Raw genomic sequence first — 13,003 nt, 5'->3', positions numbered from 1 at the left:
GCGCGAAATGCTCGAATCGGGTCGGTTGAGAGCGTTTTGTGCGACTAGGGGGTCGCGAGGATGGTGGGGACCGCGAAGAGCCCCCGCCCCGGCACGTGGCGTGCCAGGAACGGGGGCTCGAGAGCGCCGCGGAGCGCGCAAGGCGAGCGCGAGGCGCGCGATACGCGCCCGGCGCTACGCGCGCCAGACCGACTTCAGGGAGACGAACTCGCGGATGCCCTCGACGGAGAGCTCGCGGCCGATGCCGGAGTCTTTGGTGCCGCCGAAGGGGAGCTCGGGGTAGGAGATGGACATGCCGTTGACGAAGACGGCGCCGGCGACGAGGCCGTCGATGACGGCTTCTTCTTCGGCGGCGTCGTTGGTCCAGACGGCGGAGCTGAGGCCGAAGGTGGTGTCGTTGGCGATGGCGAGGGCCTCGTCGACGCCCGAGACCTTGAACACCGTGGCGACGGGCCCGAAGGCCTCCTCGGCGTAGAGGCGCATCGACGGGGTGACACCCGTGATGACGGTCGGCGGGTAGTACCAGCCGTCGCCCGCGGGAACGGTGCCGCCCGTGGTGGCGGTGGCACCCTTGGCCACCGCGTCGTCTACGAGCTCGACGAGGTCGTCGCGACCGGAGGAGGTCGCGAGCGGCCCGATGTCGGTGGTGTCGGCGGTGGGGTCGCCGACCCGCAGCGCGCCCATCGCCTCGGTGAACCGGGCCACGAACTCGTCGTGCACCTGCTCGTGCACGATGAAGCGCTTGGCGTTGATGCACGCCTGCCCGTTGTTGGTGGTGCGCGAGGTGACGGCCGTGGCCACGGCGGCCTCGAGGTCGGCGCTCGGCAGCACGATGAACGGGTCGGAGCCGCCCAGCTCGAGCACCACGTGCTTCACCTCGGAGCCCGCGATCGACGCGAGCGAGCGCCCGGCGGGCTCGGAGCCCGTGAGGGTGGCGGCGACCACGCGCGGGTCGCGCACGACCCGCTCGACCCGCGCCGCGGGGATGAGCAGCGCCCGGAACGACCCCGTGGGGAACCCGCCGCGCTCGAACAGCGTGTCGAGGTAGAGCGCCGCCTGCGGCACGTTCGAGGCGTGCTTGAGCAGACCGGTGTTGCCCGCCATGAGCGCGGGCGCGGCGAAGCGGATGACCTGCCAGATGGGGTAGTTCCACGGCATGACCGCGAGCACGGGCCCGATCGCCTCGTAGCGCGTGTAGGCGCCCGAGGCGTTCATGCGGGAGGGCTCCTCGATGTCGCGCCCGGTGAGGAACGACTCGGCGTTGTCGGCGTAGAAGCGCATCGTCTTGGCCGACTTCTGCACCTCGGCCCGCGCCTGGGCGAGGGTCTTGCCCATCTCGGTAGTGAGCATGAGCGCTGCCTCCTCGACGTCGGCGTCGAGCAGGTCGGCGGCCTTGTGCATCCACGCCGCACGCTCGGCGAACGATGTCGTGCGGAGGGCCTGGAAGGCGGCGACGGCCTCGCCGATGCGGGCGTCGACCTCCTCCTCGGTGTGCGCCTCGAACTCGCGCTCGGTGACGCCGGTGGCGGGGTTGATGGTGGCGATGGCCATGGTTGCCTTTCGGTAGGGAAGGAGGGGAAGCAGAGAAAAGGGGAAGCAGAGAAGAAGGAGGGGAAGCAGTGAAAAAGGGTTACGGCGCCGCAAAGATCTCGGGGTGCCGCGCCAGCTCGAGCCGGGTGCGCCTGATGTGCGACGACAGCACCCGTTCGGCCTCGTCGGCGTCGCGCCGCCGCACGGCGGCGACGAGCAGATGATGCTCGTGGTGCACGCTGCGGTCGCCCTCGGAGAGGAACACCGAGGTGTAGGCCCGCCGGTAGGGCTGCGTGCGGTTCCACAACCTCAGCACGGTGTCGAACAGCATCGTGGTGGGGGCGGCCCCGTAGGAGGTGAGGTGGAACTCCCGGTCGAGGCGCAGGAAGGTCTCGATGTCGCTCGCCGCCTCCATCTCGAGCGCGAGGTGCTCGAGCTCGTCGATGGCTTCAGGCGACAGCAGCGGCACGTTGTACCGCAGCAGCAGCGGCTCGAGCCGCTCGCGCACCTGGTAGACCTCCTCGCTCTCGGCGAGGTTGAGGCTGGTGACCCAGGCGCCGGTGTTCGCGACGACGGTGACGAGCCCTTCGGCCTCGAGCATGCGCAGCGCCTCGCGCGCGGGCACGCGACTCGCGCCGTACCGCTCGGCCACGTCTTCTTGCCGGATGCGCGCCCCCGGCGGGTGCACGCCCGCGAGGATCGCCTCGCGGAGCTCGGCCGCGACGCGGGCCCCGGCGGCGCCGTGGCTGGTGTGTTCGAGAGTCATACCGGTCATTCTGCCGGGTGGGCCGGGTGCCACAGCTTCACGGGGACATCTGTGGACGAATGCTCGTAGGCCTTGCCCTGGGGAAAACTGACCAGCTCGAGCTGCAGACCCCACGGTGCCTTGAAGTAGATCCAGCGCTGCCCCTCCGCTGCCTGCTTGCTCGCGACCGGCTCACCCATCACCTCGACGTCGTGCGACCGCAGATACGCGACAGCCGCATCTATGTCGTCGACGTAGATCGCCAGATGATGGCCCCCGATGTCGCTGTTCATGGGCGGCACGAGGGCCTGCGGCCGCTCGTCGTCGGCGGGAACCTCGTACTCGAACACCTCGAGGTTCGACCCGTTGCCGAGCCGGTAGAACCGGATCTCCCGGATCTCGGTGCGCGGCGAGACGCCGATCTGCACCTGCATCCAGTCGTCGTCGGCGCGCTTCGCGCCGAGCGTGTAGACGTGTACCGCCCCCAGCACGCCCACGAGGAACGCCTCCGCCTCGTCGAGATCGGGCACGGTGATGCCGATGTGGTCGATGCCCCTGGCTCCGGGGATTCCGCCGCTCATGCGACCTCCTTGACGCTCTGATTGGATCCATTATGCGCGCACCACGCGCCGAAAGCCAGCGCGGGCCCCGAATCGCGCTTGTAATTGGATGCAATCGCGCTTAGGGTGAGACGACCAGATGTGCCGCCGGGCGCATCCGTGCGGAAGGAATGGCGAAGATGCCGAAGACGCGTCGACTGGAGACCGGGGTCTCGTGGCAGCAGCTCACGACGACGCCCGCGGATTGGAAGGCGGCCGACCCCGCCCTGCTCGGAACCATGCTCGCCGAGCTGCACCTCATCAGGGCGTTCGAGGAGACGGTGCTCGAGCTCGCCGGCGAGGGCCTCGTGCACGGCCCCGCGCACTCCAGCATCGGCCAGGAGGGCGGCGCCGTCGGATCCATCGTGGGCCTCGGCTCGACGGATGCGGTGAACGGCTCCCACCGCGGCCACCACCAGTTCCTGGCCAAGGCGCTCACCCACGTGTCGCAGGGCACCATCGACCCGGCGAACCCGGTGACCCCGGCCATCCAGGGCGTGCTGCAGAAGACGCTCGCCGAGATCCTCGGTCTTGCGCAGGGCTACTGCTCCGGCCGCGGCGGATCGATGCATCTGCAGTGGTTCGAGGCCGGCGCCCTCGGCACCAACGCCATCGTCGGTGGCGGCGCCCCCATGGCCACCGGCAACGCCTGGGCGCAGAAGCACTCCGGCACCCGCGACATCACCATCAACTACTTCGGCGACGGCGCCGCGCAGATCGGCTCGGTGCTCGAGTCGATGAACCTCGCCGCGGCGTGGAAGCTGCCGGTGATGTTCTTCATCGAGAACAACCTCTACGCGGTGTCGACCCGTGCCGACGAGATCACCGCCGACACGCGGTTCTCGGTGCGCGGTCAGGGCTTCGGCATCCCGTCGTGGCGCGTCGACGGCATGGACCCGCTCGCCGTCTACCTCGCCACCCAGGCCGCCGAGGAACGGATGCGCGCTGGCGACGGCCCCACGATCATCGAGGCCGAGGTCTACCGCTTCTTCCACCAGAACGGCCCGTACCCCGGCAGTGCCTTCGGCTACCGCCCGAAGGACGAGGAGGCCGAGTGGCGCGCCCGCGACCCGCTCGACCGCGTCGCCCGCGAGATGACGAAGCTCGGGCTCATCGACGAGGCCGGCGTCGCCGCCGTGCGCGAGGCCGCCAAGGCCGGCATGACCGCCGCGGTGGCCGAGCTGCTGGAAGCCGACCCCGACTCCGAGGGCAAGCGCCGCATCCGCCCCGACCTGTGGCCCGACCCCGGGTACGTCGACGTGGGCGTGCGCGGCGATGCCGGCGAGCTCGGCGCCCTCACCGTCGCCGAGCCGCTCGAGCACGAGGGCGGCTGGCGCGACCTCAAGTTCGTCGACGCCGTCTCGGGCGTGATGGACCGCCGCATGGAGACCGACCCGCGCATCGTGGTGCTGGGCGAAGACGTGCACCGCCTGAACGGCGGCACGAACGGCGCCACCAAGGGCCTCGCCAAGAAGTACGGCCCAGACCGCGTGCTCGGCACCCCCATCAGCGAGAACGCCTTCACCGGCCTCGGCGGCGGGCTCGCGCTCGACGGCCGCTTCCGCCCCGTGGTGGAGTTCATGTACCCCGACTTCATGTGGGTCGCCGCCGACCAGGTGTTCAACCAGATCGGCAAGGCGCGCCACATGTTCGGGGCGAACACCCCGGTTCCCTTCGTGCTGCGCACCAAGGTCGCGATGGGCTCGGGCTACGGCTCGCAGCACCTCATGGACCCGGCCGGCATCTTCGCCACCAGCCCCGGCTGGCGCATCGTCGCCCCCTCGACGGCGGCCGACTACGTGGGCCTCATGAACGCGGCGCTCGCCCTCGAAGACCCGGTGCTCGTGATCGAGCACGTCGACCTCTACGGCACCGCCGACCGCGTGCCCGAGGGCGATCTCGACTACATCCTCCCGCCCGGGCAGGCCGCCGTGCGCCGCGAGGGCTCCGAGGTCACCGTCATCAGCTACCTCTCCATGGTGCGCCACAGCCTCGAGGCGGTGGAGCAGACGGGCATCGACGCCGAGGTGATCGACCTGCGCTGGCTCGACCGCGCGTCGATCGACTGGGACACCATCGGCGAGAGCATCCGCAAGACCAACTCCGTGCTGATCGTCGAGCAGGGTGCCCAGGGCACCTCCTACGGCGGCTGGCTGGCGGATGAGATCCAGCGCAGGTTCTTCGACTGGCTCGACCAGCCCGTGGAACGCGTCACAGGAACGGAGGCGTCGCCGAGCATCTCGAAGGTGCTCGAGCGCGCCGCCATCGCCCGCACCGAAGAGGTCGTCGCCGGCCTCGAACGTGTTCGACTCGGATTCGGAGACCGCTGATGGCCACGCTCATCCGCATGCCGGAAGTTCTCGCCGGTGCCGCCGAAGGCGCCATCCAGTCGTGGCTGGTGCAGGTCGGCCAGCCCGTTGTCGTGGGCGAGCCGCTCGCCGAGGTCGAGACCGAGAAGGCCACGGTCGAGTACGCCGCCGAGATCGGGGGAACCCTGCTCAAGGTGCTCGTCAACGAGGGCACCTCGGTGAACGTCGGCGACCCCATCGCTGTCGTGGGCGAGCCGGGTGAGAGTGCCGACGGCGTGACCCCGGATGTGCCTGCCGCGTCGGGCGGTGACGCTCCGGATGCTGCGCCTGCGTCGGGCGGGACCGCTCCGGATGCTGCTGCCGCTCTGAACGAGACGGCTCCGGATGCTGCTGCCGCCGCTGCGACCGCCGCCGAGCCGAGCTCCCCCGCACCCGAGCCGGAGACCGCGGCCGAGAGCACCAGCTCGCCGGTCGCCGACGCACCCACCACGCTGCCGTCGGGCAGCGAGGGCGGTGAAGGTGGCGAAAGCGGAGAACGGGGCGAAGGCGGGGGCGGCGTCGGCGGCCGCCTCTTCGTGAGTCCGCTCGTGCGACGCCTCGCCAAGGAGCGCGGTGTCGACCTCGCCACGCTGCGCGGCACCGGCCCCGGCGGCCGCATCGTACGGGCCGACCTCGAGCGCGGGCCCGTCGCGGGCGCCGCCCAGCCGGCCGCCCCTGCGACCGCAGGGTCGGCCGATGCGGCGACCACCGCATCCGCGCCGGCTGCCTCGACTGCACCGGCTGCCCCGGCCGAAGCTGCGCCCGCCTCCGCGACAGCCCCGGCTGCCGCGAAGCCCGCCGCCGCCCCCGCCGGCGCCGGCGCCGGCTTCACCGAGGTGCCGCACACCGGCATGCGCCGAGCCATCGCGCGCCGGCTCACCGAGAGCAAGTCGACGGTGCCGCACTTCTACCTCGTCGCCGACTGCCGGGTCGACGAGCTGCTCGCGCTGCGGAAGTCGGTGAACGAGGCGTCACCGGTGAAGATCTCGGTGAACGACTTCGTACTGAAGGCGGCGGCCGCGGCGTTCGTGGAGGTGCCCGAGGCCAACGCCACCTGGACCGACACCGCCGTGCGCCGCTACGACAGCGTCGACATGTCGGTCGCCGTGGCCATCGACGGTGGACTCGTCACACCCGTGCTGCGGGGTGTGGAGAAGTCGTCGCTGTCGGAGATCGCCCGCACCGTGGGCGACCTGGCGAGCAGGGCGCGCTCAGGCGGGCTCCGCCAGCACGAGCTCGAGGGCGGCAGCTTCGCGGTGTCGAACCTCGGCATGTACGGCGTCACGGAGTTCTCGGCGATCATCAACCCGCCGCAGTCGGCCATTCTCGCGGTGGGTGCGGCGCGTCAGCAGCCCGTGGTGGTCGACGGCGAGCTGGCGGTGGGCACCGTCATGACGGTGACGCTCTCGGCCGACCACCGGGTGCTCGACGGGGCCCTCGCCGCGCAGTGGCTGGCGGCGTTCGTGAAGAAGATCGAGAGCCCGTTCTCGATCCTCGTGTGAGGACGTGGGGTGCGCCTCCGGCCGAGCCGGAGCCTCCGGCCGAGCCGGAGCGCACCCCGACCCGACCCGAACCGGGGTCGCGCCGGGCCCGATCCGGTGCGGCTCCGGTTCCGTCGTTTTTCCGGGGAGCTTCCCCGGGAGCCCGTCGTTGACCGGGTGGAGCCGCCGTCCGTAGCGTCGAAGACGAGGCACGGCGAGCGTGCCGCCCGCAGCGAAGGAGCCGCACCCATGACCGACGTCACGACCCGGAGCGCCGCAGCGCCCACGAGCTCGGCCCGCATCTCGCCGCCCGCCGAGGTGCGCTTCGCCATCGACGACCTCTACGCCACCTACCTCTGGGCGCTCGACACGCAGGACATCGAGGTCTACCTCGGCACCTTCTGGCCGGAGGCCGCGTTCATCGAGACCCAGCTCGACGGCGAGGTGCTGTCGTGGGAGGGTGTGGACAGCATCCGTGAGTTCACCGCCTCGCACTTCGGCGGCTACAACGGGCACCAGCACCGCGAGTCGAACCGGGTGTACCTCGACGGCGGCGCCCCCGACCGGGTGCGCCTGCGCTCCTACTGGTCGACGACGCACCGTGAGGCCGGCAGCGGCGAAGTGTCGCTGAGCTCCACCGGTCACTCCTTCGACACCATCGAGCGGCGCGGCGACGAGTGGCGCTTCGTGCGGCGCTGGGTCGAGCGCTGGCCCGGTGACGCCGAGCACCCGCTGCGCTCCGCCACCCACCCGGCGAGCGACCGGCACCCCGACCCCGCGGGCCCCGCGCACCACGGAGGGTCGCACTGACGATGACGGATGCTCCACCCCGCGACGAGACCGCGAACGACACCCCCGGCGTGATGACCGCGACCACCCGCGACGCCCGCGGCGCGACGACCGGTGACCTCCCCGGCGACACCAGCGCCGCCGCCCGCGACACCCCCGGCGGATTCGCCGACACCAACGCCGAGACCGCAGGCGTCGCCGCCCTCGCCGCCTTCCTCGCCCGCGCCGCCGCCATCGTCGGCGCGGAGCACGTCTCCGGCCCCGACGCCGTCGACGACTACCTCGACGTCTACGCCCTCGGCGACCCGCACGCCCACCAGCCCGGCGGCGCCGTGCGCCCGGCCGAGGTCGACCAGGTGCAGGAGGTCGTGCGCGCGGCGAACGAGTTCGGTGTCGCCCTCTGGCCCGTCGGTCGCGGCAAGAACCTCGGCTACGGCGGATCGGCGCCGCGGCAGAGCGGCACCGTCGTGCTCGACCTCGGCCGCATGAACCGTGTGCTCGAGGTCGACGACGAGACCGCCTCCGCCATCGTCGAACCGGGAGTGAGCTTCTTCGACCTCTACGAGGAGCTGCGCTCGCGCGACTCGCGGCTGTGGGCGTCGGTGCCCGACCTCGGCTGGGGGAGCGTCGTCGGCAACGCCCTCGAGCGCGGCTACGGCTACACCGCCCACGGCGACCACCAGCAGTTCATCTGCGGACTCGAGGTGGTGCTGCCGACGGGGGAGCTCATCCGCACCGGCATGGGCGCGATGCCGAACTCCGAGGCCTGGCCGCTCTACCGCGGCGGTTTCGGCCCGGGCTTCGAGGGCCTCTTCCTGCAGTCGAACCTCGGCATCGTCACGAAGATGGGCATCTGGCTCATGCCGCGCCCCGAGCGCTTCGCCGCCTGCCGCGTGGCGATCGACCGCGAGAGCTCCCTGCCGGCGCTCGTCGACGCGATGCGCGAGCTCGGTCTCGAGGGGATGATCGACGGCGTCGTCAACGCCGCGAACGCGGTCGGTGTCGCGGCCGGGAGCTCGTCGCGCGAGCGCTGGTACGACGGCGACGGCGTGGTGCCCGACGAGATCGTCGACACCATCGCCTCCGATCTCGGCATCGGCCGCTGGAACGTGAAGTTCGCCGTCTACGGCTCCGACGCGATGCTCGACCTCAAGCTCGCCCGTATAGAAGGGGTGCTGGCCGGCATCCCGGGGTCCAGGCTCACGGCCCACCGCTACGACGGCGCGGCCTCGGCCGAGGAGGTCGAGCCCTTCGACCACTTCGCCGCGGGCATCCCGGGCATGCTGCTCGCGGGCGGCGTGCGTTGGCGCGCCGATCGGCCCACCGGCGCCCACATCGGTCTCTGCCCGGTGTCGCCGCTCACCGGTCGTCACGTCGTCGAGGCGGGGCGCGTCATGCGCACGCACATCGAGGCCGCGGGCTTCGACTACATCGGGGGCTGGCTCGGCACCGGCCGTCACGCCGTGAACGTGCTCATGATCTTCTTCGACGCCGCCGACGCGGAGGAGTCGGCGCGGGTGAAGCGCGCCTTCGGCGAACTGGTGCCGCTCCTCGCCGACGCGGGCTACGGCGAGTACCGCGCCCACCTCGAGTTCATGGACGCCGTCGCCTCCCGCTTCGACTTCAACGACTCCTCCCTGCTGCACTTCACCCGCACGCTGAAGCGGGCGGTCGATCCGCGCGGCATCCTCGCCCCCGGGAAGCAGGGGGTCTGGCCCCTGTGACGACCGGCATCGGGGTGACGGCCGGCACCGGGGTGACGACCCGGGCGCTGGTCGCCCGGGGCGACGGGACGGCGCCCGACGTGGTGACGGTAGAGCTGCTGCCACTCGGGGAGCGCGACGTGCTGGTCGAGCTCGCCGCCGCGGCCGTGTGCCGCACCGAGCTCATGACCGTCGACCGGGCGCTGGCGGGCCACGAGCGCCCGAGCGGCACGGATGCGCGTCTCACCGTGCTGGGGCACGCCGCCACGGGCACGGTGACGTCGGTCGGCAGCGCGGTCACCCGCGTCGCCCCCGGCGACCGCGTCGTGGTGACCGGCACCCGCCAGTGCGGCAGCTGCTTCTACTGCCTCAAAGACGCGCCGGGCGCCTGCGACGAGATCTTCACCCACATGGAGCGTCGCGTCGGCACCAGCACGACGGGCGAGGCGGTGTGGAGCGACGGGGGGATGGGCACCCACGCCGAGCGCATGGTGTTCGTGGAGTCGAACCTGGTGCGTGTCGAGGGCCTCGCTCCGGCCCGCGAGCTCGCCCTGCTCGGCTGCGGTGTCACTTCAGGTGCCGGTGCGGTGCGGGAGGTCGCGCGGGTGCGCGAGGGCCAGTCGGTCGCGGTCTCCGGATGCGGTCACCTCGGCCTCTGGATGCTGCGGACCGCCGCTCTCGCGGGCGCGCATCCGCTCATCGCCATCGAGCCCGACCCCTGGCGCCGCGAACGCGCACGCCAGGCGGGTGCCACCCACGTCATCGACCCGCGCCTCGACTCCCAGCGCCCCTTCGACCTCACCGCCGCCGTGCGCGATCTCACCGACGGCCGCGGGGCCGACGTCGCGCTCGAGGCAGCGGGCACCACGCTGGCGCTCCGCCAGTCGTTCGAGCTCTCGCGCCTGGGCGCCGTCGTCGTGCCCACCGGTCTCGAGAGCGAGACCGCCGTGGTGTGCCTCGACAACCTGCAGTACTCCCTCGGCTCGCGCACCATCAGGGGCGCGCAGTGCGGGGGAGGGGACGTGCTGCGCATCGTTCCCGAGTACGAGCGGCTGCTCGCGAGCGGCGCGCTGCGCGCCGACCTGGTCATCACCTCGGAGCACACCCTCGCCGACGCCGCCGAGGCCTACGAGCTGCTGAGCGATCCGCGCTCGCTCACCGCGATCATCCTGCTCGCCGACGCCGACGCCGACGCCGACGCCGACGCCAACGCCGACGCCGACGCCGATACTGACCCCGCCGCCCACGCAGCTGACCCCGCCGCCGACGTCGCTGACCCCGCCGACGCCGACGCCCACGCCGAGGCTAACCCCGACGCAGATTCACACACCGACACCCGCGCCCACCCCACGCCCCCTCGAGAGGAGCCCGCCTCATGACCCTCACCACTCCCGCCCCCGGCACGGCCCCCACCCCAGCGACCACGGCCCCCGCGCCCGACCCCGTCGCCGCCGCCCGCAGCCTCCGTGAGCTGCTCCGCGAGCAGCAGAACGAGGCCGAGCGACTCGGCCACTACACCGGCGAGGTGCACGAGCGCATGCTCTCGCTCGGGCTGTATCACCTCCTCACCCCGGTGAGCTACGGCGGCGCGGAGGTCTCGCTCACCACGTGGCTCCGCACGGTCATCGAGATTTCGACCGGAGACCCGGGCTCCGGCTGGTGCTACTGCCTCGGGCACTCGCACGTCATCCAGCTCGCCTCGCTCTGGCCCGAGCGGGTGCAGCGAGAAGCCTTCAGCGACCCGGCGGGCTACTTCCGCGCCTCGCACAGCCTCGCCCCGGCCGGCACCGCGAAGAAGGTCGAGGGCGGCTACCAGCTGAGCGGCGTCTCGCGCTACCAGTCGGGTTCCCCGTACTCGACGCACGCCATCGTCTACGTCGCCGTCGAGGGCGAGACCACCGCCGACGGAGCGCAGCGCACCGCCCAGGTGCTGCTGCCCAAGGCGCTCTACCGTCCCCTCGACGACTGGGGCGGCGACCGCGTGCTCGGCATGCGCGCCAGCGGCTCGAACTCGGTGGCCTTCGAAGACGCCCTCGTCCCGGCCGACCACCTGGTCGACGCCACCTGGGCGGGCGAGACCGACCCGGCGCTCACGGGAGCCGCCCTCCACGGCAACCCGCTCTACCTCGGCAGCGTGCAGTCGTTCCTCGGAGCCGAGCTCGCCGCCGTGGCCGTCGGGACCGCCCGCGCGGCACTAGACGAGTGGGAGGCCCTGGCGCGCATCCGTTCCGCCCCCCTCCCGCCGTTCGCCAAGCGTGACCACGACCCCGGGAGCCAGCGCATCTTCGGCGAGGCGACGGTGAAGACGGATGCGGCCGAGGCCATCCTGCTGCAGGCCGTCGAGACCGTCGAACGCTGGGCCGCCGACTTCGTGGCCGGCCGCGCACCGCTCACCCGAGCCATGGACACGCGTCTGAACGGCCTCACCCTCGAGGCCGGGCGGCTCGCCTCCGAGGCCGTCGACATGCTGTTCCGTTCGGCGGGCAGCTCGGAGGCCCGACCGGGTCGCAAGATGGAGCGGTACGCCCGCGACATCATGATGTACCGCACGCACGCCGCCACGCAGTACGGCGCGTGGATGCAGGGCATCGGCGCGACCGTGCTCGGCGTGCAGAAGTCGGCGTTCGACCTCCCGGCCACGCCGGCCCCCGCGGCGGCGCCGAGCACGCCCGCAAACCCGGCCGCCGGTGGCTGAGGGCTCAGGCCTCGCCGCGGCCGTCGCCCGCGTGGGTGCCGCCCGAGTCTGCGTCGCGCGAGTCCGCGCCGCCCGAGTCTGCGTCGCCCGAGTCTGCGTCGCCCGCGTCTGCGTCGCCCGAGTCCGCGCCACCCGAGCCTCCGTCGCGCGCGTCTCCCGCACCCGCCGGCCACGCCCGCCCGGCGGAGCCGATCACCGCCCGGGCCCACGGCGACGGCCGCGTCTCGGCCGACCAGGCGAGCGTCGCCCACTCCACCGGAGCCGTGGTGACGAGCGGCCGCACCGCCAGCGGCCGCCCCTCCTGCGAGACGTCGCCGAACGGCCGGTGGATGTGCAGCGTGTACCCGAGCCCGCGCCCCACGAGCGACCGCGCGAGTTCGTGACTCGGCGTGCGCAGGCGCACCCGCGGGGTGACGCCCGCCGCGTTGAACATCGAGAACGAATGGGTCGCGCCGGGTTCGGTGCTGAGCATGATCCAGTCTTCGCCGGCGAGCTCGGCCGGGGTGATGCTCTGCAGACGGGCGAGCGGATGCGCGGCCGGCAGCACCACGTTCAGCGGCAACGGTTTCAGCCTGATCGCCTCGAGTTCCGTCGGCTGCCGGTGGTCGAGCGTCACCGCGAGGTCGATCTCGCCCGAGAGCAGTCTCGGCCAGAACGACTCCTCGAGCCCGATCTCCACGAGCGGCGTGACGCCGGGATGCTCGGTTGCGAGCCTCTCGATGATCGGCGGGAGGATGACGGGGGCCATCTCCTCCGCGCATCCGATGGTCACCGACCCCACGAGCGGGGCCTGCTCTCCGTCGGGGGTCGACCCGCCCGACACGGCGAGCTCGAGCTCGACGGCGTCGTCGAGCAGCACGCGGGCGCGCTGGCGCAGCAGTCTGCCGCTGGCGGTGGGCGTGACGCCCTGGGCGCGGCGGCGCACCAGCAGCTGCACGCCGAGGGCCTTCTCGAGACCGGAGACCGCTGCAGAGACGGCCGACTCCGAGGTGTGCAGCTCGGTGGCGGCGAGGGCGATCGAGCCGGCGTCGGCGACGGCGAGGAAGCACTCCAGCTGGCGCAGGTTGAGCGCTGTCGATCGCATCGGCACCTCCTCGTTCCGGGCCACCGCCA

Annotated in this window: 10 protein-coding genes; 6 read left to right on the top strand and 4 right to left on the bottom strand. The window is 72.3% G+C overall.

Annotation, left to right across the window (positions count from 1 at the left end; genetic code table 11):
* Positions 1 to 174 precede the first annotated feature (174 nt).
* The 3 genes from HL652_RS11155 to HL652_RS11145 all read right to left on the bottom strand — a co-directional run bounded on the left by HL652_RS11155 (position 175) and on the right by HL652_RS11145 (position 2,856).
* Complete coding sequence (locus HL652_RS11155) at positions 175 to 1,551, bottom strand: aldehyde dehydrogenase family protein (RefSeq protein WP_171705381.1); 1,377 nt, start codon at positions 1,549 to 1,551, stop codon at positions 175 to 177.
* Between the two features lie 79 nt (positions 1,552 to 1,630).
* The gene (locus tag HL652_RS11150) at positions 1,631 to 2,296 is read right to left on the bottom strand and encodes a GntR family transcriptional regulator (protein WP_253743198.1); all 666 of its coding nucleotides are present in this window, start codon (positions 2,294 to 2,296) and stop codon (positions 1,631 to 1,633) included.
* A gap of 5 nt (positions 2,297 to 2,301) precedes the next feature.
* Positions 2,302 to 2,856: a VOC family protein gene (locus HL652_RS11145; protein ID WP_171705379.1), complete on the bottom strand. Its 555-nt coding sequence runs from the start codon at positions 2,854 to 2,856 to the stop codon at positions 2,302 to 2,304.
* Positions 2,857 to 3,014: 158 nt separating this feature from the next.
* Here HL652_RS11145 and HL652_RS11140 point away from each other — a divergent pair, with 158 nt between their 5' ends.
* The 6 genes from HL652_RS11140 to HL652_RS11115 all read left to right on the top strand — a co-directional run bounded on the left by HL652_RS11140 (position 3,015) and on the right by HL652_RS11115 (position 11,890).
* Entirely contained in the window at positions 3,015 to 5,204 is a 2,190-nt protein-coding gene (locus tag HL652_RS11140; protein WP_171705378.1) for an alpha-ketoacid dehydrogenase subunit alpha/beta, read from the top strand.
* A complete protein-coding gene (locus HL652_RS11135) occupies positions 5,204 to 6,724 on the top strand; it encodes a dihydrolipoamide acetyltransferase family protein (protein ID WP_171705377.1) in 1,521 nt (506 codons plus the stop codon). The genes HL652_RS11140 and HL652_RS11135 overlap by 1 nt, the downstream gene beginning before the upstream one ends.
* A gap of 228 nt (positions 6,725 to 6,952) precedes the next feature.
* Positions 6,953 to 7,513 (top strand): nuclear transport factor 2 family protein, encoded by a 561-nt coding sequence (locus HL652_RS11130; RefSeq protein ID WP_171705376.1) that lies wholly within the window; start codon positions 6,953 to 6,955, stop codon positions 7,511 to 7,513.
* Between the two features lie 2 nt (positions 7,514 to 7,515).
* Positions 7,516 to 9,216 carry an FAD-binding oxidoreductase gene (locus HL652_RS11125; RefSeq protein ID WP_171705375.1) on the top strand — a complete coding sequence of 567 codons (1,701 nt, stop codon included), beginning with the start codon at positions 7,516 to 7,518 and terminating at the stop codon, positions 9,214 to 9,216.
* The gene (locus HL652_RS11120; RefSeq protein WP_171705374.1) at positions 9,213 to 10,574 is read left to right on the top strand and encodes a zinc-binding dehydrogenase; all 1,362 of its coding nucleotides are present in this window, start codon (positions 9,213 to 9,215) and stop codon (positions 10,572 to 10,574) included. Before HL652_RS11125 ends, HL652_RS11120 begins: the two co-directional genes overlap by 4 nt.
* Positions 10,571 to 11,890, top strand: coding sequence for an acyl-CoA dehydrogenase family protein (locus tag HL652_RS11115; protein WP_171705373.1), 1,320 nt, complete (start codon positions 10,571 to 10,573; stop codon positions 11,888 to 11,890). The genes HL652_RS11120 and HL652_RS11115 overlap by 4 nt, the downstream gene beginning before the upstream one ends.
* 4 nt (positions 11,891 to 11,894) lie before the next feature.
* Here HL652_RS11115 and HL652_RS11110 read toward each other — a convergent pair whose 3' ends face one another.
* Positions 11,895 to 12,974, bottom strand: coding sequence for a LysR substrate-binding domain-containing protein (locus HL652_RS11110; protein WP_171705372.1), 1,080 nt, complete (start codon positions 12,972 to 12,974; stop codon positions 11,895 to 11,897).
* Between the last annotated feature and the right edge of the window lie 29 nt (positions 12,975 to 13,003).

Source organism: Herbiconiux sp. SALV-R1 (genome assembly GCF_013113715.1).
Taxonomy (GTDB): Bacteria; Actinomycetota; Actinomycetes; order Actinomycetales; family Microbacteriaceae; genus Herbiconiux.
This window is presented reverse-complemented; position numbering and strand designations above follow the sequence as displayed.

Bases quoted from the DNA above. Each gene is read 5' to 3' on its own strand.
- HL652_RS11155 (WP_171705381.1), bottom strand. From the start codon at position 1,551: ATGGCCATCGCCACCATCAACCCCGCCACCGGCGTCACCGAGCGCGAG.
- HL652_RS11150 (WP_253743198.1), bottom strand. From the start codon at position 2,296: ATGACTCTCGAACACACCAGCCACGGCGCCGCCGGGGCCCGCGTCGCG.
- HL652_RS11145 (WP_171705379.1), bottom strand. From the start codon at position 2,856: ATGAGCGGCGGAATCCCCGGAGCCAGGGGCATCGACCACATCGGCATC.
- HL652_RS11140 (WP_171705378.1), top strand. From the start codon at position 3,015: ATGCCGAAGACGCGTCGACTGGAGACCGGGGTCTCGTGGCAGCAGCTC.
- HL652_RS11135 (WP_171705377.1), top strand. From the start codon at position 5,204: ATGGCCACGCTCATCCGCATGCCGGAAGTTCTCGCCGGTGCCGCCGAA.
- HL652_RS11130 (WP_171705376.1), top strand. From the start codon at position 6,953: ATGACCGACGTCACGACCCGGAGCGCCGCAGCGCCCACGAGCTCGGCC.
- HL652_RS11125 (WP_171705375.1), top strand. From the start codon at position 7,516: ATGACGGATGCTCCACCCCGCGACGAGACCGCGAACGACACCCCCGGC.
- HL652_RS11115 (WP_171705373.1), top strand. From the start codon at position 10,571: ATGACCCTCACCACTCCCGCCCCCGGCACGGCCCCCACCCCAGCGACC.
- HL652_RS11110 (WP_171705372.1), bottom strand. From the start codon at position 12,974: ATGCGATCGACAGCGCTCAACCTGCGCCAGCTGGAGTGCTTCCTCGCC.